Raw genomic sequence first — 25,203 nt, forward strand, 5'->3', positions numbered from 1 at the left:
GAAACGATTTATGGCCGCCAAGCTCCAAGTTTTTATCAGTGGTCCTGCGCCACCTACCAACGCTTTTCTTCGCCAAGAGCCAACCGATGCATTTTTTATCCAATACCCACGGCTGCGAAGGCTGGGGCGGCGAGATGGCCCAGCGAATTCGTGCCTTCGACTGGTCGTCCACCGAGTTGGGACCGATTGACCAGTGGTCCTTCAGCCTGGGCAGCGCCGTACAAATGCTGCTGGCCTCGCCCATGCCCATGGTGATGCTCTGGGGGCCGTCGGGGCACATGATCTACAACGACGGCTATTCGGTCTTCGCCGGCGGCCGGCACCCGTATTTGCTCGGTACACCGGTGGAGTTGGGCTGGCCGGAAGTGGCGGAGTTCAACCGCAACGTGCTGGATACCTGCCTGGCGGGTGGCACCTTGTCCTACCGCAACCTGCCGCTGGAACTGCTGCGTGAAGGCCGGCCGGAACAAGTCTGGATGGACCTGTATTACAGCCCCGTGGCCGATGACAACCAGCAACCCGCCGGCGTGATGGTCATGGTGATCGAGACCACCGAATACGTTAAATCCGAACGGGTGCGCCAGGAGTTGACCCACAACCTGGAGCAACGGGTGGCGGCCGAAGTCCAGGCGCGGTCCGCCGCTGAAGACCAGTTGCGCCAGTCGCAAAAACTCGAAGCCATTGGCGGGCTGACCGGCGGCGTGGCGCACGACTTCAATAACCTGCTGCAAGTGATCGCCGGCAACCTGCACCTGCTGGCCCGCCATGAGCCGGACAACATCCAGGTACAACGGCGTGTCACGGCCGCCATTGCGGCGGTGGAGCGCGGTGCCAAACTGTCGTCGCAACTCTTGGCCTTCGCCCGCCGCCAGCCGTTGACACCGGCGGTCTACAACCCGCAGCGCATCTACGCAGGCCTTGTCGAACTGCTGCAACGCGCGCTGGGCGAAACCATTCATATCGACGTGCAATTGCCCCAGGACTCCTGGTGCATCAACGTCGACCGCAACCAATTGGAAAACGCACTGCTCAACCTGGCGATCAACGCCCGTGATGCGATGCGCGGCGAGGGCGTGATTCGTATCACTGGCGAAAACATCATCCTCAACCGCAAGGAATGCGCCGGCAAAAGCATCAAGCCGGGCGAGTATGTGCGCCTGGCGGTCACCGATATTGGCGTGGGCATGTCGCCGGCGATTCTGGCACGGGTGTTCGAGCCGTTTTTCACCACCAAGCGCCAGGGCCATGGCACCGGCCTGGGCTTGAGCATGGTGTTTGGTTTTGTCCGGCAAAGTGGCGGGCATGTCGAGGTGTGGAGCGAGGAGAGCAAGGGTACTGTGGTGCAGATGTATTTCCCGCGCAGCCTCGGCGAGGAAAGCCACGAGATCGACGCCGAGCCTGCGCTGCACACTGAAGGCCAGGAGACGATCCTGGTGGTTGAGGACAACGAAGACGTACGGATCACGGTGGTGGAACTGCTCGAACAATCGGGCTACACCGTGCTGACCGCCGAGGACGGCGACCGGGCGATGCAAGCGTTGCAGGGTGGCTTGCAGCCGGATCTGATTTTCACCGACGTGGTCATGCCCGGCCGGGTCAAAAGTACCGACCTGGCTGACTGGGCCCGCGTCCAGGTGCCGCCCGTGGCGGTGCTGTTCACCTCGGGGCACACCCGTGACATTCTCTCCACCAACCACCTGCTGAGCGCCGATATTCATCTGCTGAGCAAACCCTACAGCCCCGATGCCCTGACGCAACGGTTGCGTAGCGTCCTCACCGCTCGACAAGGTTGCCCATGACTTCACAGCGTACTATCCCTCCGATCACTGCCCAACGCCCTGGCTTTGTCCGGGTTCGCGGCGCCCGCGAACATAACCTGCGTAACGTCGACGTGGACATTCCACGGGATGCCCTGGTGGTGTTTACCGGCGTCTCGGGTTCCGGCAAATCATCCCTGGCGTTTTCCACGGTGTATGCCGAGGCCCAGCGCCGTTATTTCGAATCGGTGGCGCCCTATGCGCGACGCCTGATCGACCAAGTGGGCGTGCCGGACGTGGACTCCATCGAAGGCCTGCCCCCCGCCGTGGCTCTGCAACAGCAGCGCGGCACGCCGAGCGCGCGCTCCTCGGTGGGCAGCGTCACCACCTTGTCGAGCCTGATCCGCATGCTCTACTCCCGCGCCGGCAGCTACCCGCCGGGGCAGGCGATGCTGTATGCAGAAGACTTTTCGCCGAACATGCCCCAGGGCGCCTGCCCGCAATGCCACGGCCTGGGCCGCGTGTATGAAGTGACCGAGGCGCTGATGGTGCCTGATCCGTCGCTGAGCATTCGCCAGCGCGCCGTGGCGTCCTGGCCCTTGGCGTGGCAGGGCCAGAACCTGCGCGACATTCTGGTGACCTTGGGGTATGACGTCGATATCCCGTGGCGCGACCTGCCGAAAAAGCAGCGCGACTGGATCCTGTTCACCGAAGAAACTCCGACCGTGCCGGTGTACGCCGGTTTCACCCCCGAGCAGACCCGCGATGCGTTGAAGCGCAAGCTGGAACCGAGTTATCAAGGCACGTTCAGCGGGGCGCGGCGCTATATCCTGCACACCTTTGCCCACACCCAAAGTGCGCTGATGAAAAAGCGCGTCTCGCAGTTTATGCAGGGCAGCGCCTGCCCGTTGTGCGACGGCAAGCGGCTGACCAAGGCGGCGTTGTCGGTGAAGTTTGCCGGGGTGGATATTGGCGAGTTGTCGCAACTGTCGCTGTCACAGTTGGCCGAGTTGTTGCGGCCGGTGGCGGCGGGGCAGGACGCGATGAAACTGTCGGTGGAAAAACGCCTCGCCGCCCAACGCATCGCTCAGGATTTGCTCGAGCGGGTCAGCACCTTGACTGAGTTGGGCCTGGGCTATCTGTCCCTGGAGCGCAGCACGCCGACCTTGTCATCCGGCGAGCTGCAGCGCTTGCGCCTGGCTACGCAGTTGGGCTCGCAGTTGTTTGGGGTGATCTATGTGCTGGATGAGCCTTCGGCGGGCCTGCACCCGGCGGACGGCGAAGCACTCTTTACCGCGCTCGACCGTCTGAAAGCGGCGGGTAATTCGTTGTTTGTGGTGGAGCACGACCTGGAAACCATGCGCCGCGCCGACTGGCTGATCGACGTTGGCCCGGCGGCCGGTGAACATGGCGGGCAAGTGCTGTACAGCGGCCCGCCTGACGGTTTGGCGGACGTTGCAGCGTCGCAAACCCGGGAATACTTGTTTGCCGAACGGCGCCCGTCGAATGAGTTGCGACGTGAACCCAGTGGCTGGTTGAAACTGGAAGGCGTGACGCGCAATAACCTCAATGACTTGAGCGTGGATTTCCCGCTGGGCTGCTTCACGGCGGTGACGGGTATTTCCGGCTCGGGCAAATCCAGCCTGGTCAGCCAGGCGCTGCTGGAACTGGTGGGCAGCGGTCTAGGCCGCGTGGTGGAAAACGACGACGAACCGAGCCTGGAAGACGACGCACCGCAAGCCAGCGGCGGGCGTATCAGCGCTGGCCTGGAACACATCCGCCGCCTGGTGCAAGTGGACCAGAAACCTATCGGCCGTACGCCACGCTCCAATCTCGCGACCTACACCGGGTTATTCGACAACGTGCGCAAACTGTTCGCCGCCACACCGGCGGCGAAGAAGCGCCATTACGGCGCCGGCCAATTTTCCTTCAACGTCGCCAAGGGCCGCTGCCCGAACTGCGAAGGCGAGGGGTTTGTCAGCGTCGAATTGCTGTTCATGCCCAGCGTGTACGCGCCATGCCCGACGTGCCACGGCGCGCGCTACAACCCCGAGACCCTGGCGATCGAATGGCAAGGCCTGAACATCGCCCAGGTGCTGGGGCTGACGGTTGAGCAGGCGGTCGAGGTGTTTGCCGAGCAGCCTGGGGTACTGCGCTCGCTGCAAGTGCTGCGCGATATCGGCCTGGGTTACCTGCGCCTTGGCCAGCCCGCGACGGAGCTGTCCGGAGGCGAAGCGCAGCGCATCAAACTGGCCACCGAGCTGCAACGCAATGCCAGGGGCGCCACTTTGTATGTGCTGGATGAACCGACCACCGGTTTGCATCCACGGGATGTCGACCGCTTGCTCAGCCAGCTCAATCACCTGGTGGACGCGGGGCACACGGTGGTTGTGGTGGAGCATGAAATGCGCGTAGTGGCGCAGAGTGATTGGGTGATCGATATCGGGCCAGGGGCAGGGGACCTGGGGGGCAAGGTGGTTGCCAGTGGCACGCCGCAGAAGGTGGCCAAGAGCAAGAAAAGCCGTACAGCCCCGTTCCTCGCCCGAGAACTGATTTGATCGTTCCCACGCTCTGCGTGGGAATGAATCCTGTGACGCTCCGCGTCACGACTTTAAGCGCAGACGCAGAGCGTCCAGGGCGGCGTTCCCACGCAGAGCGTGGGAACGATCAAGGGCGATGATACCGGGCATCCCACTTTTGTATCAGCGTTCTGTCAGTTGGATTTGCGCCTTGGCCTGCTTCACCACATTCTCCACGGTGAACCCGAACGTCTCTTGCAACTTCGACAACGGCGCCGACGCGCCGAAGCTGTTCATCACCACCTTGGCACCGGTCTGGCCTACATAACGATCCCAACCCAACGGGCCTGCCTGTTCCACCACCACCCTCGCTTTCACTGCCGGCGGCAGCACGCTGTCGCGGTAGGCCTGGTCCTGGTCTTCGAACAGCTCCCAACTGGGCATCGATACCACATGCGCGGCAATGCCTTCGCCTTTGAGCTGTTCATACGCTGCAACCGCCAGGCTGACTTCACTGCCGGTCGCCAACAGAATCACCTTGGGCTCATCAGTGCCCGCCAACACATAGGCACCCCTGGCCGCACCCGACGCGGCTGCGTACTTCGTACGATCCAGCGTCGGCAGCGGCTGACGCGACAACACCACGCAGCTGGGCCGGTGGGTTTGCGCCAAGGCGACCTTCCACAACTCCAGGGTTTCATTGGCGTCGCCCGGCCGCAGGGTCAGCAGCCCCGGCGTGGCACGCAGTTGAGTGAGGTGCTCGATCGGCTGGTGCGTCGGGCCGTCTTCACCTACGCCGATGGAGTCATGGGTGAACACGAAGATCACCGGCAATTCCATGATCGCTGCGAGGCGGATCGGCGGTTTCATGTAGTCGCTGAACACCAGGAACGTCGAGGTGTAGGGCCGCAGGTACGACAGCGCCATGCCGTTGGCAATCGCGCCCATGGCGTGCTCGCGAATGCCGAAGTGCAGGTTGCGCCCGCTGTAGTCATCGGCGCTGAAACGCCCGGCGCCGTCGAAGGTGAGGTTGGTCTTGGTCGATGGCGACAAATCCGCCGAACCGCCGAGCAGCCAGGGGATGTGTTGCGCGAAGGCATTCAGCACCTCGCCACCGGCGGCGCGGCTGGCCACGCCCTTTGCATCGGTGTCGAAGCGGGGTAACTCACTCTGCCAATGCTCGGGCATTTCCCCGGCGCGCATGCGGCGTAGCTCATCGGCCAGTTCCGGCTCGTCGTGCTCCAGCTGCGACAGGTGCTGGTGCCACGCGTCATACAGCGGCTGACTGCGCTCAAGCAGCGCATCACGCAGTACCGTGCGGGCTTCATCGGGCACCAGGAAGCTGGAGTCCTGTGGCCAGCCATACGCGGCCTTGGTCAGGCGGATTTCATCATCGCCCAACGGTTCGCCATGAGCGGCAGCGGTGTTGTGTTTGTGCGGTGAGCCGTAGCCGATCACGCTGTCGACCACAATCAGGGTCGGCGCGCCGGTGTTGGTTTTGAAGGTCTCCAGCGCCGCGCTCAAGGCCTGCAAGTCATTGGCATCGGTGACGTGCAAGGTGTGCCAGCCATACGCCTGGAAGCGCTTGATCACGTCCTCGCTGAACGCAAGCTCGGTGTGCCCCTCGATGCTGATGGTGTTGTTGTCGTAGATCCAGCAGAGGTTATCCAGCTTCAAGTGCCCGGCCATGGAAGCGGCTTCGCTGCTGATGCCTTCCATCATGTCGCCGTCACCGCACAGGGTATAGACGTTGTAGTCGAACAATAGCTTGCCGTCGCGGTTGAAACGCTTGCCCAGCCAGCGCTCGGCCATGGCCATGCCCACGCTGTTGGCGCAACCCTGGCCCAGCGGGCCGGTGGTGGTTTCCACGCCGGTGGTCATGCGGTACTCGGGATGGCCCGGCGTCTTGGAACTCATCTGCCGGAACTGCTTGATGTCGTCGAGGCTGATCGCTGGCTGCCCCGAGCGCTTGCCGTGGGCATCGATCTCGACCACACCGGCCAGGTGCAGCAACGAATACAGCAGCATCGACGCATGCCCCACCGACAACACAAAACGGTCGCGGTTGGGCCAGTCGGGGTGTTCCGGGTGATAACGCAGGAAGCGACTCCACAGCGTATACCCCACCGGCGCCAGGCCCATCGGCGTGCCAGGGTGGCCGGAGTTGGCCTTCTGTACGGCGTCCATGGCCAGGGTGCGAATCGTGTTGATGCATTGGGTGTCGACAGCGGTGGCAGCGTGAGTCATGAAACCGGTCTCCCTCGGGTGGCGATCTACAGTGGAGGGCAGGGCGCGGCAAAGGTTTGATCCTATCGACGATGCTGCGACGAACGGGGATGGTTTGACCTCAAACATGACAAGACCCCTTGCAATGGGCTAGCTTCAAGGGGGTAAGCCATTGATCAACTTGTTGCGGAGGTACGCCATGCCAGTGAAACACGACCTGTATCAGGACTTGGGTTTGAGCAAGGACGAAGTCGACGGGCGCCGGGCGAAAAATCCCCATCTGAATGCGCTGTTTGATAAGTACAAAACCGTCGATGAGTTGGTAGTGAGCGCTGAAAAGGCGGCCGGCAGTGATGAGGAATTGAAGAAGTTGAAGGAGAAACGTTTGTTGGTTAAGGATGAGATTGCCAAGTTGTTGTAAGTGGGCAATTGACCCATTCAATGAGGGAGCGAGCCATTCGCTCCCTTGCACAGGGCGCAAAGCCATTCGCGGTATCAGGCTCACATTTTTTCAGAATTGACTGAAAGACATCATCACCCATGCTGCCTATGATGCCCCCGTCCACCCGGCTCTGGGGACTGTTGCGGCGCAAGGACTGCGCTGGTGAGCCGGGCGGGCACTTCAGTTCATGCCAGCAGTGCCTGGGTGCATTCATCCATCGAGCGCCGTTGCGTTTCGTCATAGAGCTTCAATTCATCAATCGTCTTGCGGCCCAGCGCCCGCTCGAATTGGGCCTGGTTCGAATTGGACGCGTAGTGACTTTGCGCCGCGTCCCCCAGGTTCGACTGAAAAATCCCCGCCGCACTCACCGGCAGAAAATCCTCATACACCAACGGCTCGACTGCCACGTGACCCGCGTCGATCAGCGCGTCCAGTGTGCGCGGCTGCTCGGCGTGGCCGCGTGCTGCCAGGCCTTTGTCGGTGGTGAAGTAGCGGAAGTACGCCAGGCCTTGTTCACGCATCTGTGTGTGGTTGTCCGGGAAGGCCTGGAAGTGCTGCTCCATTAACGCCACATAGCGCGCGGCGTTGGCCTCGTTCGGGAACGCGCCCAGTTCATCGCGAGCGGCATTTAACAGCTGGTCATACAGCGCGCGGCCCTTGGGGGTGAGGGCGACGCCGCGTTGTTCGATTTCGCCAAAGCGCGCGCTGTGGCTACCTTGAGCGTCTGTGAACGCGATGGCCTCGTCGAGCGCCTTGAAGCTGGTCTGGCGCAGCAGGATCGGGCAGTTGCGGCGCGGCGGCCCCTCGATCACGGCCTTGGGCGTGATGCCCTTGCCGGGCATGGCGGCTTGCACCTGGTCGATGTCCAGGGTGCGCGGAGTGAGGTGGTTGATGTGCGGGCCCTTGAAGGCCACCACGTCGGCGATCAGGCGATGCTGGTCACTGAGCTGCTGGTACTGCGCGCCGGTGACGGTGGCGGTGTGGTGCCAGCGGAAGGTTTCCAGGGCCTGGCGGATAAATTCATCCGCGTCGCTGGCATTGAGGCCGCCGTTCCGTTCCGACTGGTCGATCAGTGCAAGGGCGCCAGGGGTGAAGATCGAGCGTTTGGCCAGGGCGCTTTCGGCGAAGGCGCGCAGCTCGGGGTTTTCGATCAGTTCCAGGCGCAGCAACGAGGTGAACACGCGGAACGGGCTGGTTTGCAGCGCGCTTTCATGCACCGCGCGAAACGCCGTGGAGTGCACCGGCACGCCGGCCGGGGTCAGGTCGTAGTAGCCCACCGGCTGCATGCCCATCACCGCAAACAGGCGGCTGATGGTTGCCAGTTCCGCTGCGGTGCCCAGGCGGATGGCGCCGTGGCGCTCCATGTCCAGGCGCTGGATTTCGCCGGTGCGCTGCAGTTGCTGCGCCAGGCCCGGTTCGCTGTCGAGTACGCGGGTGTTGGTCTCGGCCACCAGCGCCATTAGCGCGCCGTACAGCGGAACTTCATCTCGGTACATGTCGGACATGGCCCTGGAAAAGCCCTTGCGGATCTCGTCGGGGCTGACAGGTGCGGTGGTGGGCATAGAAAAATTCCTGATGGCTAGGGCGATGACGATGGCCTTTGTCTGGATTTTGTTGAGCTGCAGGCGTGCTTGCAAACGAAGATTCCTCTGGACTTCATTCTGCAAATGAATGAGATGACGTGAAAATGACAAAAATCAGCAGCCGGGAAATTTCATTTTTCGCCGGTTTTACTAACTAATTCTTCACGGAGTCCGCCCCGGACGTCATGAAACAATCGTCACGTTTGCAAGGATGAAAACGTCGTTTCGCACACCACATCCATAAAAAAATAGTCAGGGGCCGTCGTTAATGAAAATTTCTACACTGGCGTTATCCATCACCGCCGCCGTTCTTGCACAACAGGCTTACGCTGATGACTTCGGGCTCGGCGCGCTCGGCACGGGCAACGGTCACAGCGGTTTTCTCGAAGACAGCCATGCTGCTATCAGTTCGCGGACCATGTACTACAGCGCCGACAACCGCTCGGGCACCAACAACGATCTGCGCGAAGCGGCAACAGCGCTGCGTTTTGACTACAAATCCGGCTTCACCCAAGGCACGGTTGGCGTCGGTTTCGACGTGATGGCCTTCGGCGCGCTGCGTTTGGACGGTGGCGATGGCCACACAGCGGGCACGGGCATTTCCGGTAACGGCAACAGCTTCTTCCCGACCAAAAACAACGGCACCGAGCCGGCCGATGCCTTCGGTCGCGCGGCCGGTAATGTGAAATTCCGCATTTCCCAGACCGAGTTGCACGTCGGCGGCGGTTTGGCGCCGGTCCTGCCGATCCTGGTCTCCAACGACAGCCGGGTTGCACCGCAAACCTTTGACGGCGGCATCCTCACCTCAAACGACATTCCCAACGTCACCTTCACCGGCGGCGAGCTGAACCGGGCCGAAGGCCGTGCCTCCAGCAATTCGACGGGGCTGAGCGTGGCGGGTGGCCTGCGTGACAGCGACAGCTTCAAGTTCGGTGGTGTGGACTACAAACCGTTCGGCTCTTCCGACAACGTCATCGCGAAAAACCTCACGCTGCAGTACTACTACGCCCAGCTGCAAGACTTCTACAAACAGAACTACATCGGCCTGGTCCACGTGCTGCCCCTGGGTAATGACCAGTCGTTCAAGACCGACCTGCGCTACTTCGACAGCACCAGCGACGGCAAGAACGGCGAGAGCGGCTACCAGTTCAGCAACAACGGCGGCTATGCCCGGCACAAGGGTGAAGTGGACAACAAAACCTACAGCGCGGCCTTCACTTACCAGTTGGGCGGCAGCAGTTTGATGCTCGGCCATATCGGTGTGGGTGATGACGGCGGCTTCGTGTGGGTCAACCAGGGCAGCCTTGCCGACCCACACGCGCAAGGTGCAGGCGGCAGCGACTTCTACCTGTTCACCGATGCCGTGGTGGGCCAGTTTTCCCGTGCGGGCGAGCAGGTCAACTTTGGCCAGTACTCCTACGACTTCAAGGCATATGTGCCGGGTCTGAGAGCTTCCGTTGCCTATCTGGACGGCAAGGACATAAAGTCGAGTGTTGCCGGTGGTCCTGACCAGAAAGAAAACGAAGCCGACTTCCGTCTGGACTACGTTGTGCAGGCGGGTCCTCTGAAAGGCTTCGGGACCACCTTGCGTACCGGCACCTACCACGGCAAAAACACCGGCACCGCCGATCAGGATCAGACCCGCCTGATCCTCAACTACACCTACGCCATCTTCTAAGTCTTCATGTGCATCCAGGCGTGGATGGGTTCTACACTGCTCCTCACCTTGTAGGCGACGGAGAACCCAATGACGGCCACGCCTGTACCCCGAATGCTTGACACGATTGAAGGCCAACGCCTGGCGACGCAGGATGCCGAGCGTTGGCGCGAGTGGGGCCCATATTTAAGCGAACGCCAGTGGGGCACGGTACGCGAAGACTACAGCGCCAACGGCGATGCCTGGGCGTACTTCCCCCATGAACATGCCCGCAGCCGCGCCTACCGTTGGGGCGAGGATGGCCTGGCCGGTTTCAGCGACAAGGCGCAACGCTGGTGCCTGGGCCTGGCGCTGTGGAACGAGCGCGACGCGATCCTCAAGGAACGCCTGTTCGGCCTCAACAACGCTGAGGGCAACCACGGTGAAGACGTCAAGGAACTGTACTTTTTCGTCGACGGTGTGCCGAGCCATGCCTACATGCGCATGCTTTACAAATATCCCCATGCGGCCTTTCCCTACGCCGACCTGATCGCCGAGAACGCACGGCGAGGGCTTGAGGATGCGGAGTACGAAATCCTCGATACCGGTGTGTTCGAAGACAACCGTTATTGCGATGTCAGCGTCGAATACGCCAAGTATCAGCCCGATGATATTTTCATGCGCGTCATGGTGCACAACCGCTCGGACCAGCCGACGCGCCTGCACGTGCTGCCCCAGCTCTGGGCGCGCAATGACTGGAGCTGGACCTTCGGCGCGCCCAAGCCGCAGTTGTTGCTGGACGGCGAGCGCGTGCTGGCCCGACATCATGAACTGCCCGACCGCCACCTCAGCGCCTGGGGTCAGGACGCTGTGGAATGGCTGTTCTGCGAAAATGAAAGCAACTTTCCCAGGTTGGACGGGCAACCGACGCCGGGGCCGTTCAAGGATGGCATCAACGATTACGTGGTGGGCGACGTTCAATCGGCGATCCGCCGCGACGCGGGCACCAAGGTTGCCGCGCGGTTCGTCCTTGAGCTGGCGGGCCACGAAAGCAAAACCCTCTACCTGCGTTTTGCGCCCACCGACGCGCCCCAGGTCAACGCGCGCAAGCTGTTCGAACAGCGCCGCCAGGAGACCGACGATTTCTACGCCGCCTTGCAGCATGGCATTGCCGACGACGATGCACGCAATGTGCAACGCCAGGCCCTGGCCGGTTTGCTGTGGTCCAAGCAGCTCTACTATTTCGACGTGAACCAGTGGCTCGACGGCGACCCGGCCCAGCCCGCGCCGCCGCCCGAGCGCCTGCATATCCGCAATACCCATTGGCGGCACCTGTCCAACTTCGACATCCTCTCCATGCCCGACACCTGGGAATACCCGTGGTACGCCTCCTGGGACCAGGGCTTCCAGGCAGTGGCCTTTGCGCTGATGGACCCCGGCTATGCCAAGCAACAACTGTTGCTGCTGGTGAAGGACCGCTTTATGCACCCCAACGGCCAGTTGCCGGCCTATGAATGGCGCTTCGACGATGCCAACCCGCCGGTGCATGCGTGGGCCACCTGGCGCGTGTATCAGCAGGACAAGGCACTGGCCGGCGTAGGCGATATGGATTTCCTTGAGCGGATTTTCCACAAGCTGCTGTTGAATTTTTCCTGGTGGGTCAACCGCAAGGACGCCGAGGGCCGCAACCTGTTCCAGGGCGGGTTCCTGGGGCTGGACAACATCGCTTTGTTCGATCGCTCGGCCACGCTGCCGCCGGGTTACCAACTGGACCAGGCTGATGGCACGGCGTGGGTGGCGGCGTATGCACTGGACCTGATGCGTATCGGGCTGGAGCTGGCCAAGCGCAATGTCGTGTACGTCGACATCGCGGTGAAATTTTTCGAGCACTTCCTGTACATCGCAGGCGCCATCAATCGCGTCGACGACAGCGCCGAAGGCTTGTGGGATGAGCAGGACCGGTTCTTCTACGATGTGCTGCAGCGTCCCGACGGCCAAAGTGAGCCGGTGCGCCTACGCTCCATCGTCGGCCTGATGCCGCTGTTTGCCGTGCTGGTACTGGAACAGCGCGAACACGAAGGTTTGGAAGGCTTGCGCGAACGCTTGCTGGGTTTCATGCATCACCGGCCGGACCTGGCCAAGCTGGTTTCGCGCTGGAATGAACCGGGGCAGGGCAATCGCCTGTTGCTGGCGTTGCTGCGTGGTGAACGCACCAAGGACCTACTGAGCCGCATGCTCGATGAAAACGAATTTCTCTCGGCCTTTGGTGTGCGCTCCTTGTCCAAGGCGTTCGCCGAGCAGCCACTGGCGTTGAAGATGAATGGCGACACGCTGTGCGCGCGCTACCAGCCCGGCGAGTCCGATTCACGTTTGTACGGCGGCAACTCCAATTGGCGCGGGCCGTTGTGGATGCCCGTGAATTACATGCTGATTGAATCGTTGCGCGAGTTTCACCGTTACTACGCTGACAATTTTTCGGTGGAGTACCCGACGGGTAGCGGTTATCTGGCTTCCCTGGAGGAAGTGGCTGACAGCCTCAGTCAGCGCCTGACCCGCTTGTTTCTAAAGGATGAAAATGGTTCAAGGCCGTCCATGGCGGGATATGCGCAGTTGGAGGCGGACCCGGCCAGCCGCGATCTGGTGCTGTTTCATGAATATTTTCATGGGGAAACCGGGCGTGGTTTGGGGGCTTCATACCAGACAGGATGGAGTGCGTTGGTGGCATTGCTATTGAATGTTCCGCCAAAGGCTTGAATCGGGTAAATTCGCCGCCCCTTCTTACAAGGATGTAGACAATGACGAATGTCGTCGCGCGATTCAGCCATGCGGGCCTCTTGGGTGCATTGCTGATCACTACCAGTATTTTCATCACGTCCCTGTATTCCCGGGAAGGTGCTGCGGCGCCCCTGATGATGCATTGCAGCAACTGCGAGAAAGGCGACGACACCTTCGATGCGACGAAATGGTTCAGCAGCGGGATGTACCGTCTTGAAACGGACATTGTTCCGAACCCGATGAGGTCGATGACTCGCATTCACCCGGTGGTCTTCACGGCGAAGGACAACGACAAGCTGGTAGAGGCCGCGCTACGAGGGATCATCGATGTCGACTCATCCTTAGATACCCGCACGTTTGAATCACAGTGGCCTTTGTTGACGCGTCGTGTGCGCTACACCTACAGCTTCTTTGTGGTGCCTGACGAACCCAAGGACCTCTACGACATGTACTTGCAAGTGGGCAAACACAAGCTGGTGATCGTGATTGGGCTGGACGTCAATACCGGTGAAGTCACCGCCGAGTACGAAGGACGTGTCATTCGTGAAAATGACGGTAATGACCCCGCGTATTGGGACACGTTTGAAGCGATGGATAACGCCGGTACCCGTTGATCGGGGGGCAGGCAGGCTGAACGAAAAATCCCGCCGGAAGGCGGGATTTTTGTTTTGAGCGCGGTCTTATCAGGCCGGGAACAGTTCGCTCAGCTTCATCGCCAGCATCATGTCGCCTTCGGTGCGCAGCTTGCCGCCCATGAAGGCCTGCATGCCGTCGGTGGAACCGTCGACAATGCCTTTCATGGTGTCGCCGTCCATGACCAAGGTCACCTGGGCGTCAGGGTTTTCGCCTTCCAGCAGTTCGCAGGTGTTGTTCTTGACCACCAGCGAGAAGTTCTGGGTGTCGTCGATACGGAAGCCGAACACCAGGTCCAGGCCGTCAGCGGCGGCTGGGTTGAATTTGGCTTTCATTGCTTCTACAGCTTTGGCTACGTCAGTCATGGTTTCGATCCTTTTATGGTGAGTCCAGTGACCTTGGGGTCACGGTTGGCCGCAATTCATCGGAAGGTGATGAGCTGCGGCGCCTTCAACAGTTGCAAGTGGGTATGACTGTTGAAGGAAGCCAGTGCCACCTCGCGACCGCGGAATTTCAGCTGGTTGAGCGAGGTGTTAACAATTTGCCAGTTCAGTTCGAACGCCTGCGCAGCGGGCATTCGGGTAATCAGGTGGAGCAGGGCGGTGATGGTGCCGCCGGAGGTGAATACTGCGATTTTGTCGCGGTTGTCCGCCGCTTCAAGAATGCGCTGCAGGCCGCCCTGGACCCGCTCGACAAACCCCAGCCAGCTTTCCAGCCCGGGCGGATCATAAGTGCCGGCCAGCCAGCGTTCGATGATCAGGGCGAAGATGCGCTGGAACTCGCTGCGGTTTTGTGCGGCGTTGCGCAGGATGTCGAGGGCTTCGGGTTCGGTGGTGAGCAGGTCGGGGAGCAGGGCGCGGATGATCGCTTCGGCGTCGAATTCGTTGAAGGCGCCGTCGACTTCCAGGGCAGGAACCGGCAGGTCGAGGGCGCTGTATTGATCGAGCGTGGCACGGGCGGTGTGCTGTTGGCGGCGCAGGTCGCCGGCTATGCAGCGGTCGAACGTCAGGCCCAGGTCTGCCAGGTGGCGACCGAGCACTTGCGCTTGTTCCACGCCGACGGGCGACAGGACGTCATAGTCGTCTGCACCGAAGGAGGCCTGGCCATGTCGAATCAGATAAATGCTGCCCACGTCCGTTTTCCCGGTACGTTGAAAGTCTGGCGAGGTTATGAGGATGCCTTCGAGCTGTCAATGAAAAAACATACGCTTGTTTTAAAACGTCGTTAGAGGCTTGCTGCTGGCGGTTTGATGACTGGCTCGAACGCGGTGCCGTCGGTATGCTGGGGCAATCCGCGCGTGGCGCACTGCACTTGTAAGGAGAAGTATGGATTTTTTGGCCGAATACGCGAGCTTTCTGGCGAAGACCGTCACCCTGGTGGTCGCTATTCTGGTGGTACTGATCAGCTTCGCGGCACTGCGCAGCAAAGGCCGTCGCAAAGCCGCCGGCCAGTTGCAGGTCAGCAAGCTCAATGATTTCTACAAGGGCCTGCGTGAGCGCCTGGAATCGAGCCTGCTCGACAAGGACCAACTCAAGGCCCTGCGCAAGTCCGAAAGCAAGACCGAAAAGAAGAAGGGCAAGAAAAAGCCAGAAGCCAAACCACGCGTGTTCGTGCTGGATTTCGACGGCGACATCAAGGCCTCGGCCACCGAGAGCCTGCGCCATGAAATCACTGCGCTGCTGAGCCTGGCCACGCCCAAGGACGAAGTGGTGCTGCGCCTGGAAAGCGGCGGCGGCATGGTGCACAGCTATGGCCTGGCGTCGTCGCAACTGGCGCGTATCCGCCAGGCGGGCGTGCCGTTGACCGTGTGCATCGACAAGGTGGCGGCCAGCGGCGGCTACATGATGGCGTGCATCGGCGAGAAGATCATCAGCGCGCCGTTTGCCATCCTCGGATCCATCGGTGTGGTTGCGCAGTTGCCCAACGTCAACCGCCTGCTGAAGAAGCACGACATCGACTTTGAAGTGCTGACCGCCGGCGAGTACAAACGCACCCTCACGGTGTTTGGCGAAAACACCGAGAAGGGCCGCGAGAAGTTCCAGGAAGACCTGGACATCACCCATCAGTTGTTCAAGAACTTCGTCTCGCGTTATCGCCCGCAGCTGGCAATTGACGAAGTCGCGACCGGCGAAGTGTGGTTGGGTGTTGCAGCCCTCGACAAGCAACTGGTCGACGAACTGCAGACCAGTGACGAATACCTGGCGACCAAGGCCAAGACCGCCGAGGTGTTCCACCTGCACTATGCCGAGCGCAAAAGCTTGCAGGAGCGGGTGGGCCTGGCGGCCAGTGGTTCGGTGGACCGGGTGTTGTTGACGTGGTGGAGCCGGTTGACCCAGCAGCGGTTCTGGTAACCCTTCTGATCGTTCCCACGCTCTGCGCCCGATCGTTCCCACGCTCAGCCGTGGGAATGCATCCTGTGGCGCACCGCGTCACGCCTTCAAGAGCGGACGCGGAGCGTCTAGGGCGGCGAGGCGTCGTCGTGGCTGTCGTTGATTCATCGGCGCTTTGAAAAAGCCCCGGCGGTCGCACGGTATATCCAGCAGGTCAAACACTCAGTCGGGGCTGCACTGAGTCCGCCAGTCGCGTAAGAATCAGGCAGCACGACACCGCTCCCGCATCCAGCACGCCCAATGAGCGTTCGCCGAGGCGACTGGCGCGGCCGATCTTCGCCACCAGGTCCTTGGTCGAGTCGCGCCCCTGCGATGCGGCGGCTTTCATCGCTTCAAGCGCGTCGCTGAAGGACGCCCCCAAGGCATGTGCCCGCTCAAAGGCTTCCACCGCCGGAATCAAGGTGTCCATCAGGCATTTGTCGCCCACACCCGCTTCGGTAATGTCCTGCAGCGAGGTCAGGCCGCCGCGCATCAAGTGAGCAAAAGTCGCGGCGTCAATGTCGTCGCTGGCGCGCACTTCATCGGCCATGCCGATGAACAGGCTGCCATACAGAGGCCCCATGGAGCCGCCGATGCCTTCCATCAAGCTCAAGGTCAGCTCATCCAGCGCTTCGGCCAGTGTCAACTGGCGGCCCTCGATTGTGCGCCCGCAATGGGCGAAGCCCTTGGCCATGTTGATGCCGTGGTCGCCGTCGCCAATCGCGCCGTCGACTTCACTGAGGTACTCACGGTTGGCCACGATCACGCTGACCAGGTCGGCGACGATGGCGCTGCCGTCACGGGTGGAAAAATGCTGGCTCATGGTTCAGTCCGCCTGGGTCATGCCGATGGAGCGGCAGGGTTGGTCGATCAGGGTTTTCAGCTCAAAGTCGAGGCCGAGCAGGGTCAGGGTCACGCCCATCATTTCCAGGGAAGTGAAGTAGTTGCCGACGTAGCATCGGTGAATTTTCAAGCCCTTGGCGGTGAGCTGGCGCTCCACCTCGGCGTAGAAAATATACAGTTCCATCACCGGCGTGGCGCCGAGGCCGGAGACCAGCACGACCACGCTGTCATCCTGGCTGAAATCACGGTCGGCGAGGATCGGCGCAAGCATGCGCTCGGCCATGGCGGCGGCGGATTCGATGGCGATCACTTCGATGCCCGGTTCACCGTGATGGCCGATGCCCAGCTCCATCTGGCCGTCGGGGATCTGAAAATTCGGCTTGCCCACGGCGGCGATGGTGCAAGGTGTCAGGCCGATGCCAATCGAGCGGCAGTGGTCGACGGCTTTCTGGGCGACGCGAATCACCCCGTCCAGGTCGTAATGCTGGGCGGCGGCAGCACCGCCGACCTTCCACATGAAAATCTCGCCGGCCACGCCGCGTCGTTTGGCAATGTCAGCCTTGGGCGCAGAGGCCACATCATCGTTGGCGACCACGGTGCGAATGCGCATGTCTTTGCTGGCGGCCATTTTCATTGCCAGTTTCACGTTCATGTTGTCGCCGGCGTAGTTGCCGTACAGGCAGGCCACGCCCGCGCCATGGTCGGCGGCGCGGAAAGCGTCGAAAAAACTCTTGGCGGTGGGCGAGGAAAAAATCTCACCGACGGCCACTGCATCCACCAGGCCTGGGCCGACATAGCCGAGAAAGGCCGGCTCATGGCCCGAGCCGCCGCCAGTGACGATGCCGACGCGGCCTTGCGTCGAGGGCTTGGCCTTGCCGATGACCCGTGGGTTGCTCTCGTATTGGCGCAGTTCGGGGTGCGCGACCAGAATACCGCGCAGCATGTCCTCGACCACTTGGTCCGGATCGTTGATGACTCGATTCATAACGCGGGTTCCTGTTCTTGTTGTCGTAGTGCAACGCACATTATCTGGGTAGGCGCCGGCCTGGGTCAGGGTTGCAGGACTACTTTGAGCGACTTGTCGCCACGTTCCATCACCGCAAACGCTTCCTTGAAATCCGCCAGCGCGAATTTATGGGTCACCACATCACGCATGTCGATCTTGCGGTTGCCAATAAAGTCGATGGCACGCGGGTACATGTACGGTCCCAGGTGCGAGCCGAGGATGTCCAGTTCCTTACGGTCGCCAATGATCGACCAGTCCACCGTGGCCTCATCGTTGAACACGCTGAACTCGACGAAGCGCCCCAGCTTGCGCAGCATCGCCAGGCCCTGGTTGACCGCCTTGTGATGGCCGGTGGCTTCGATATAAATGTCGCAGCCGTAGCCTTCGGTGATCTCGCGGATCTTGGCCAGCACGTCGACCTCGGCCGGGTTCCATACTTCGTCGGCGCCCATGCGCAGGGCGAGGGCGGCGCGTTCGGGTTTCATGTCCAGCACGATGAGTTTTTTCGGGTTGCGCATGCGCACCGCGCCGATGATGCCCAGGCCCAGGGTGCCGGCGCCGGCGACGACCACCACATCGTCGAAATCCACATTGGCGCGCTCCGCTGCGTGCAATGAACAGGCGAGCGGCTCGATCAGGATCGCTTCGTCCGGCGCAATCGAATCCGGCACTTTGTGGATGATGCCTTCCTTGGTGAAGATCATGTATTGGGCCATGGCGCCTTGCACATTGTTCTGGAAACCGTACAGGTCGTGCTTCTGGCACATCCAGTACTGGCCGTGGTTGCAAAAGCGGCAGCCCCAGCACGGCACGATCTGCTCGGAGATCACACGGTCGCCGACCTTCACGCCGCGCTTCTCTGCGCCGGGCCCGAGGGCAACCACGCGACAGACGAATTCATGCCCGGGAATCATCGGCGGTTTTACGTAGCGCGGTTGCTCGGCGTCGCCCCAGAACGAGGGGGCGCCGCGATAGGTCTTGATGTCGCCCATGCAAATGCCACACAGCTCGACTTTGGTGAGGATTTCATCCGGGCCGGGAGTGGGCACGTCGACGGTTTCCAGGCGATAGTCTTCCGGGCCGTGGCAGACCACGGCCTGCATGGTTTTCGGGATGACCGGGGAGAGTTGTTCAGCGGTGCGCTCGGTGACGGTGGACATGGCAGAACCTCACGACAAATGGATGAATTACTGAATGCTGTAGCCGCCGTCGATCACCATGTTGGCGCCGGTGATCATCTGGGCGGCATCGCTGAGCAGGTACAACGCCAGCCCGGCGATTTCGTCCGGCTGGGCAAAACGGCCCGCCGGGATCTGTAATTTGGCCCGTTCACCCACTTCCCCAGCCCAGGCCTTCTTGCCCAGGGCGGTCTCGACGATGGTGGGGGAGATGGCGTTGACGTTGATCTGCGGCGCCCATTCCATGGCCAATACCTTGGTCATGCCGACGATGGCTGCCTTGCTGGCGCAGTAGGCGACGTGACGGTCGAGGCCGATCACCGCAGCCTGGGAGGCGAGGTTGACGATACGCCCGCGGCCTTGGGTGAGCATGTGCCGGGCGCAGGCCTGGGCGACGAAGAAGCTGGCCTTGAGGTTGATGTCGAGGGTGGTGTCCCAGGCGCTTTCGCTGACGTCGACGGCCTTGTCCAGCAGGACTACACCGGCGCTGTTGATCAGGTAGTCCAGGCGTTGAAAGTGTTCGAAAACGCTGTCGATGGTGTGTTGCACCTGGCCGATCTGGCTGAGGTCGACGGCAATCCCCAGATGCCCTGCGCCGAGGCTGGCCGCCACGTCCACTACCGCCGGGTCGCGGTCGAGCAAGGCCACGCGGGCGCCGCGTTCCACCAGCAGGTTGGCGCAGGCCAGGCCGATCCCGGCGGCGCCGCCGGTGATCACCGCGCAGCGGCCGGTGAGGTCGAAGGCTTGGTTCCAGAATCCAGACATGAATGACTCCTCTTTCAATAGCGCTGCAAATCCAATGTGGGAGGGCGCCTGCTCCCGATAACGGTGTGTCAGTCACCTGATTTATCACTGTTACACCGCCATCGGGAGCAAGCCCGTTCCCACACTTGACTGTATTTCAAGTCAATAACTACTTGCCGCCGCTGACTTGTTTGTACAGGGCGTCGGCGTTGGCATTTGTGACCGGCACCCACGGCAGGATGTAGGACTTGGCAGTGCCGTCGCCCCAATTCACGTCCTTGGCGTAACGCTCCCAGATCACCGACTGCGGCTTGTAATCCTTGCCGGCCAGTGCGCGCAGTGCCACGTCCAGTGCGCCCTGTGATTGGGCCTGGGCGTCCTGGAGGAAGGTGGTGACTTCGCCTTTCTTCGCCGCCTGGATCGCATCCGGCATGCCGTCGATCGAGGTGACCGGCACATCCTTGGACGTCAGTCCGTGGGACTTAAGGGCCTGCACGGCGCCAAGCGCCATGTCGTCGTTCTGCGCGATCACGCCGTTGATGCCTTTGGGGTGGGCGTTCAGCCAGTCTTCGGTGAGTGTCAGGGCCTGGGCGCGGTCCCAGTTGGCGGTCTTTTTCTCGATGATCTTGATGTCCGGGTGTTTGCCCAGCACTTCGAGTTCGCCCTTTTCCCGGTCGATCTGCGCCGACTGGCCAATCGGGCCTTGGATGATCACCACGTTGCCCTTGCCGTTGAGCTTGTCGACCATGGCCTGCGCCTGCAGGCGGCCGCCTTCCACGTCATCGTTGCCCACGTATGGCACGGAGGCATCGGCTACTTTCGTATTGGAGGCGATGACTACCACGTCGTTGCTCATGGCGGCCTTGACGGTGCCGACGCCGGCCTTGGTGTCGATGGGCACGAACAGAATCGCGTCGTAGCGCTGGGTCACCATGTTTTCGATCTGGTTGTTCTGGGTGAGGGCGTCGTAGTTGCCGTCGAACACGGTCAGCTGCACGGTGCCGTCCTTGACCGCCGGGTGCTCCTTGAGCTCGCGGACCCAGTTCTGCATGAACTGGTGCTCAATATGGCCCCAACCCAGTGTTCATAAGGCATCAAGCAGTGACCACATCGACCTCAAAGGCCCAAAGTACCAAACCTGTACTAACTCTTGCCCGTCCCTATCTGTACAGGAGGCAGGGTGTTTACTACCTCAAAGTGCGCCCCAAAGGTTCACTGCGCAGTGCTCTGTGCGTATCATTGGGAACCGCCTTGAAGGCCATAGCCATGCTGTCAGCAAATGAAATCCGTAGTCTTACTGAGCGCTTCCAGTTAGATAACCCCAATGCAGAATGGGAAGGCCCAGGAGGCCTACGAGACACGGTTGTGTCCTTTGCATACAGCATCTTGGGGACGCGGGTAGACCCGTGGGACGCCAGTGGGCAGAGCGACATCTACGAGGACCACATTCAGCACCTTCGTGACATCGCTCTCATGTTCCCACTGACTGCTCCGCAAGCTGAGGCCGTCGCTACAACTCTTGAGGCGTACAGAAGGGGACAGCTGTGGTTACAGGGCGATTTGAAGCCCCTCGTTAAGATGGTTAAGGACTCTGCCGCTGCTGATTCACTACCACCACCTCAGCCAGTCGCGATAGCCAATGGTCAACAGCTCGTGATCGCCACGCAGGTCTCCTTTCAGACGCTCTCTGAGGGCTACCTGCGTGACCATGACAAGAACCTGAAGAAGTCCTCTAAGGACAGCATCCAAGAGGCCTCACGGGCACTCGTAGCGGCTTTAGAAGATATCGGGTTGGGTTCTGATGTGTCCCAGCACACACGGGCAGACCTCGTTAAGGTCCGTGAGATTCTCGGGCAGACAAGGGCTGTTAGTACGGTCAACAAGCTCTTAGCGAAGCTCATAGCTGTCCTATCGTGGGGTGAGATTAACGGCCTAATCTCACACAACTACTCAAAGGGCTTGAAGATCACCAAGGGGGCTAAGAGCAAGCGCCGTGGGTTCACAGAGAGTCAGGTAGATGCTGTGTTAGCGGCTGCTGCAACCCATGATGACCCTAAAGTCTTGTGGATTTGCTCGATAGCGTCCGTCACCGGGGCGCGGATACAGGAGATAATTCAGCTGACTAAAGAGGACATACTGTTTGATTCGGCGGGTCAGGTAGCCGTCCATATCAACGAGGGTGAATACACCAGCGACGATGGCGATGAAGCAGGAGCTGACAAGTCGATCAAGACCGAGAGTTCTCAACGGCGCATCCCATTGGTGAACACAAGTAGGTGGTTTACTGACCTCGAAGTGTTCGTTGCGTACGTTAAGAGCCTACCTCCCGGTGCTGAGGTGTTCCGCCGTAAGAAGCTTGTAGATGAAGCTCGGTTAGCTGTGAGGGCCGCTGTAGGTGATGACCCTTCGTTGGTCTTCCACTCTTTCAGGCACACAATGGCGGGCCTCCTACAGACCAATGAGATAATCCTTCAGACTTCTTCGGCGATCATGGGGCACTCCACAGGCAGTATTACGTTTGATACCTACGGGACCTCTATGGGCCAGAAGACGCTTAGAGAGGCCTTAGAGAAGGTCCTACCGGGTCGTCAAGTGGATAGCTAAGACTCTTGCTGGTGTATCATGTGAGGCTTTCTAATAGGGAGCTTCATGTGATGCGTTGTGGTTATGTTGTTGCTGGTGTGTTTAGTCTTCTGCTTCTGGCTGGCTGTGGTAGTCACTCTTCGAATCTCCAAGTCGGCAATGAGCAGTCTTACGCGAGCCTAAAGGACCAGCGTGAGGCAGTACGCACCGTAAAGGTCTATGAGGTCCTTCCTGTTGGTGCTGAACCACTGACCACTGTGTCCGCTGGACGGTGCCATAGGAGCTTCGTAGAGGAATCACCTACAGAAGCCAGTGTGCTTATTGATTTGAAGGTGGCTGCATACGCTCAAGGTGCCGATGGAATCACAGGCGTGAAGATTACTAAAGAGTCCGGCCTCAACCGCAACTGCTGGTACGTCTTGGGTGGTACAGCCCAGGCGTTCACGTTGGGTGACGCTAAGTGAGCTGGGTGGGGTCTTTAATCTACTGGTCAGTCATTACTCTTCTAAGCTTCTATTTCACCGCAACCATGCTGGGCGCCTTCTTCCTTAAAGGAGCCTGGATAGAGTCAGGGGACGCCTTTAATGCGGCACCTATCTGGGTCAAGATAATTTCGTTAATCGCGGCTGCTGTGATTGGTGTCTACGCGGTTAGGCACGAACGCCGTGGGCGCATACAGTAAGGCTATGTATGACATTTCCAAAGCTCTACACAGACACCTACCAGTTGTTCAAGCTCCTGAAGGCTCAGGGAGGCATTCAAAGCATGCGCACTCATTCAGATTTCGCCAGGACCTTAGAGAAGGGTCTTGAAGAGCTTGTGGAGTCTGGTGTGGTGGTGCTGATTGCTACCCAATGGACTGCCAACGGCCAGGTCGTAGCCGAAGAGACTTACCACAGGGAGGACGGGAAGAGCTTTACAGGTATTGGCTTTGGCTCATGGTTTTGTCTCGCTATGGCTCTGAAAGTCAACAAGCCCGAGGTACGTCAGGCCCTTTCGGATTATCTGAAGAAGAACCCTATCTACTGAGGTAGGTTTCTTTAATTAGCAAAAACACATTTAATGTGTTGACAGCATAAAGCGTCCTCGGTAGATTGAGCGCCTACACCGCTTCCACGCGGTTTCTTAAAGGCTACAAACACACATTAAATGTGTTTTGAGTGGGTGTCGCGGTGATGGTGATTTTAAAACACCCACTTAAAGCGCACCACGCAATCGACTACCTAAGGACATCAACACCATGCAAGCAATCACCATCAAGTACCTGCCAGCTACCCACACCAAAGGTTCCCGCTTCAAGGCAACAGCCGCTGCTGGTTCCATCACTTTGGGCTATGACCACGCCTTGAACACTGAGGGGAACGTAAAGGCTGCTGTGAGCGCTCTTCTCGCCAAACTCGGTTGGACTGAGGCGAACGGATACACCGTAGGTTGGGCTGTGGGGCAGATGTCGAGCGGGGTGTGGGCCGCTGTTGCCCTGGATTCCTACTCAACGATTTGAGCCACGAAATCTCAGTAAGCCATAGCCACCTTTATACATGTCCAGGAGGGCTGAATAACAAGGACTACAAGGAACGTATACGCATAATCGCCTCACGACTGACGTAACACCCAAACCTTAAAGAACACGAAAGGGCTCCACCTAAAGAGCCCTTAAAGGAACCTCTACGCCATGACTATTTACAACCTGACCAACTTCACGTCCGCAGCGGTCGCCAACAAGATCCTGGGCGCGATGCAAGATGCCATCAAGACAGGCCTCGCGCAGTACGTACCAAACCGCAATGGCCGCTTGTGGCTTCGTGTGGACATCAAGCGGGACGACCACGGGCGCCTCTACTTCCAGTTCCTCACAGACACCCTGCAGGAGGTCGGGCACCACCTTTTAAAGGCCGCTCTGTTCCACTGGGCCCGTGAGGATGAACGTGAGTTCTCAGGGCTCCACGCTGAGCTGTACAGGCTCCCACAGCACCCTCTGGACATCATTCTGGACGCCCAAGAAGCGGAGAGGGCACGTAAGGAAACCTCGTGGGTCGGACGGGTCCGTAACTGGTTCCGGGATCACTACTCCCCGGCTGGTCCCGACTTAGCCTGAAGCCTATTTCGCTCACGTCATGCATCAATGCATATTTACATTGCGAAAATGCATATCTTCCACCACTATGCGCACCCCAAAAGGAGCCTGACCAATGGATATAGGGCAAAAACACATACTGAGCAAGGCCTTAACAGCCTATGCATCAATGGATAAGTACCACTCAGCCATTCGGCCTGTGTTGGAGATTCTCAAGGAAATGGCTGACTACGCCGAAGGTGTCGCACCTCTAAGTGCCTCTGATTACTCCGCAACATCCAGCTGGTCCCAGGCGTTGAACGTGGTGACTCACTACGGCCACGGGGTCTACTCGTTTCCGTACCTCTCTGAGGCGTTCTGTAAGGACCTCATGCTTGAGCTGGACTGCATGGCCTACAGCGTGAACGCCGACGAGCCTGTAGAGGCGCAGATTCCTGAAGTCACCTTTATGACTGAGTGTCGGCCTCTGTTTGATTGTCTGCACAGCCTGTGGGCAAACGCGGGGATTCCCTTGGCAAAGGTGCTTCTCGCACAGGACCCCAGCGAACTGCGGACGATACAGGCCGCTCAGTACACCCCTGAGAACACGCCGCGTGGTCACTGGCATAACGACAAGGACTCAGACGTAACTCTGGTAGTTGCACTAACAGTAACTCACACAGGCGGCGGGACGCTGGTTCACACAGGGCCTTTCAGTGAAAACATAGTTGTCCCTCAGTTGCCTGTGGGTCACGGGATGTTCTTCAACGGGAAAGCGCATAGGCACTACGGGATGCCAGTAACGGCAGGGGAGAGGAATCTATTGGTTCATTGGAGCGAAGTTAAGTAACCGCTG

General features: G+C 60.0%; 20 protein-coding genes and 2 pseudogenes. 13 read left to right on the forward strand and 9 right to left on the reverse strand.

All coding sequences use genetic code 11. From position 1 onward, the window contains the following. The first annotated feature begins 86 nt into the window (after positions 1-86). Both ACR52_RS23995 and uvrA read left to right on the forward strand, forming a co-directional pair. Positions 87-1,799: an ATP-binding protein gene (locus ACR52_RS23995; RefSeq protein WP_048730205.1), complete on the forward strand. Its 1,713-nt coding sequence runs from the start codon at positions 87-89 to the stop codon at positions 1,797-1,799. Further along, positions 1,796-4,315, forward strand: coding sequence for an excinuclease ABC subunit UvrA (gene uvrA, locus ACR52_RS24000; RefSeq protein ID WP_048730207.1), 2,520 nt, complete (start codon positions 1,796-1,798; stop codon positions 4,313-4,315). The genes ACR52_RS23995 and uvrA overlap by 4 nt, the downstream gene beginning before the upstream one ends. Before the next feature lie 144 nt (positions 4,316-4,459). Here uvrA and tkt read toward each other — a convergent pair whose 3' ends face one another. Then, a complete protein-coding gene (tkt, locus tag ACR52_RS24005; protein WP_048730209.1) occupies positions 4,460-6,523 on the reverse strand; it encodes a transketolase in 2,064 nt (687 codons plus the stop codon). Positions 6,524-6,701: 178 nt separating this feature from the next. On the opposite strand from tkt, the gene ACR52_RS24010 reads away from it, so the two are divergent. After that, positions 6,702-6,923 (forward strand): DUF465 domain-containing protein, encoded by a 222-nt coding sequence (locus ACR52_RS24010; protein ID WP_048730211.1) that lies wholly within the window; start codon positions 6,702-6,704, stop codon positions 6,921-6,923. A gap of 206 nt (positions 6,924-7,129) precedes the next feature. Here the strand turns inward: ACR52_RS24010 and hglS are convergent, their stop codons facing one another. After that, complete coding sequence (gene hglS, locus ACR52_RS24015) at positions 7,130-8,506, reverse strand: 2-oxoadipate dioxygenase/decarboxylase HglS (RefSeq protein ID WP_048730213.1); 1,377 nt, start codon at positions 8,504-8,506, stop codon at positions 7,130-7,132. Positions 8,507-8,795: 289 nt separating this feature from the next. Between hglS and ACR52_RS24020 the strand changes: the two genes are divergently transcribed. From ACR52_RS24020 to ACR52_RS24030, 3 genes are all read left to right on the forward strand, one after another. Further along, the gene (locus ACR52_RS24020) at positions 8,796-10,205 is read left to right on the forward strand and encodes an OprD family outer membrane porin (RefSeq protein WP_048730215.1); all 1,410 of its coding nucleotides are present in this window, start codon (positions 8,796-8,798) and stop codon (positions 10,203-10,205) included. Between the two features lie 69 nt (positions 10,206-10,274). Beyond that, positions 10,275-12,917 carry an MGH1-like glycoside hydrolase domain-containing protein gene (locus ACR52_RS24025; protein WP_048730217.1) on the forward strand — a complete coding sequence of 881 codons (2,643 nt, stop codon included), beginning with the start codon at positions 10,275-10,277 and terminating at the stop codon, positions 12,915-12,917. 41 nt (positions 12,918-12,958) lie between these two features. Beyond that, entirely contained in the window at positions 12,959-13,552 is a 594-nt protein-coding gene (locus ACR52_RS24030; protein WP_048730218.1) for a hypothetical protein, read from the forward strand. Positions 13,553-13,621: 69 nt separating this feature from the next. Here ACR52_RS24030 and ACR52_RS24035 read toward each other — a convergent pair whose 3' ends face one another. Together ACR52_RS24035 and ACR52_RS24040 are read right to left on the reverse strand one after the other, a co-directional pair. Continuing rightward, complete coding sequence (locus ACR52_RS24035; RefSeq protein WP_048730219.1) at positions 13,622-13,936, reverse strand: SCP2 sterol-binding domain-containing protein; 315 nt, start codon at positions 13,934-13,936, stop codon at positions 13,622-13,624. Positions 13,937-13,992: 56 nt separating this feature from the next. Next, positions 13,993-14,703: a histidine phosphatase family protein gene (locus ACR52_RS24040; RefSeq protein ID WP_048730221.1), complete on the reverse strand. Its 711-nt coding sequence runs from the start codon at positions 14,701-14,703 to the stop codon at positions 13,993-13,995. Positions 14,704-14,896: 193 nt separating this feature from the next. Here ACR52_RS24040 and sohB point away from each other — a divergent pair, with 193 nt between their 5' ends. Next, on the forward strand, positions 14,897-15,922 hold the full coding sequence (gene sohB, locus ACR52_RS24045; protein ID WP_048730222.1) for a protease SohB: 1,026 nt from the start codon (positions 14,897-14,899) through the stop codon (positions 15,920-15,922). A gap of 111 nt (positions 15,923-16,033) precedes the next feature. Then, positions 16,034-16,159: pseudogene (locus ACR52_RS31390) on the forward strand (LysR family transcriptional regulator); the annotation flags it as partial. Here the strand turns inward: ACR52_RS31390 and dhaL are convergent. The 5 genes and pseudogenes from dhaL to ACR52_RS24070 form a co-directional block, all read right to left on the reverse strand. Next, on the reverse strand, positions 16,116-16,763 hold the full coding sequence (gene dhaL, locus ACR52_RS24050) for a dihydroxyacetone kinase subunit DhaL (protein WP_048730223.1): 648 nt from the start codon (positions 16,761-16,763) through the stop codon (positions 16,116-16,118). The pseudogene ACR52_RS31390 and the gene dhaL sit on opposite strands and share 44 nt — an antisense overlap. Before the next feature lie 3 nt (positions 16,764-16,766). Next, positions 16,767-17,768, reverse strand: coding sequence for a dihydroxyacetone kinase subunit DhaK (locus ACR52_RS24055; RefSeq protein ID WP_048730224.1), 1,002 nt, complete (start codon positions 17,766-17,768; stop codon positions 16,767-16,769). Positions 17,769-17,833: 65 nt separating this feature from the next. Beyond that, the gene (locus tag ACR52_RS24060) at positions 17,834-18,949 is read right to left on the reverse strand and encodes an MDR/zinc-dependent alcohol dehydrogenase-like family protein (protein WP_048730227.1); all 1,116 of its coding nucleotides are present in this window, start codon (positions 18,947-18,949) and stop codon (positions 17,834-17,836) included. Between the two features lie 27 nt (positions 18,950-18,976). Continuing rightward, positions 18,977-19,732: an SDR family oxidoreductase gene (locus ACR52_RS24065; RefSeq protein WP_048730230.1), complete on the reverse strand. Its 756-nt coding sequence runs from the start codon at positions 19,730-19,732 to the stop codon at positions 18,977-18,979. A 148-nt stretch (positions 19,733-19,880) separates the two neighbouring features. After that, positions 19,881-20,777 (reverse strand): annotated as a pseudogene (locus ACR52_RS24070) (substrate-binding domain-containing protein); the annotation flags it as partial. A 299-nt stretch (positions 20,778-21,076) separates the two neighbouring features. On the opposite strand from ACR52_RS24070, the gene ACR52_RS24075 reads away from it, so the two are divergent. The 5 genes from ACR52_RS24075 (at position 21,077) to ACR52_RS24105 (ending at position 25,197) form a co-directional block, all read left to right on the forward strand. Beyond that, complete coding sequence (locus tag ACR52_RS24075) at positions 21,077-22,315, forward strand: tyrosine-type recombinase/integrase (protein WP_161799315.1); 1,239 nt, start codon at positions 21,077-21,079, stop codon at positions 22,313-22,315. 669 nt (positions 22,316-22,984) lie between these two features. Continuing rightward, positions 22,985-23,323, forward strand: coding sequence for a hypothetical protein (locus ACR52_RS24090; protein ID WP_048730237.1), 339 nt, complete (start codon positions 22,985-22,987; stop codon positions 23,321-23,323). A 211-nt stretch (positions 23,324-23,534) separates the two neighbouring features. Next, entirely contained in the window at positions 23,535-23,795 is a 261-nt protein-coding gene (locus ACR52_RS24095; RefSeq protein WP_048730239.1) for a hypothetical protein, read from the forward strand. Positions 23,796-23,966: 171 nt separating this feature from the next. Further along, positions 23,967-24,389 carry a hypothetical protein gene (locus ACR52_RS24100; protein ID WP_048730241.1) on the forward strand — a complete coding sequence of 141 codons (423 nt, stop codon included), beginning with the start codon at positions 23,967-23,969 and terminating at the stop codon, positions 24,387-24,389. 94 nt (positions 24,390-24,483) lie between these two features. Continuing rightward, positions 24,484-25,197 carry a 2OG-Fe(II) oxygenase family protein gene (locus ACR52_RS24105; RefSeq protein ID WP_048730242.1) on the forward strand — a complete coding sequence of 238 codons (714 nt, stop codon included), beginning with the start codon at positions 24,484-24,486 and terminating at the stop codon, positions 25,195-25,197. The last annotated feature ends 6 nt before the right edge of the window (positions 25,198-25,203 follow it).

It is taken from the genome of Pseudomonas fildesensis, assembly GCF_001050345.1.
In the GTDB taxonomy this organism is placed as follows: domain Bacteria; phylum Pseudomonadota; class Gammaproteobacteria; order Pseudomonadales; family Pseudomonadaceae; genus Aquipseudomonas; species Aquipseudomonas fildesensis.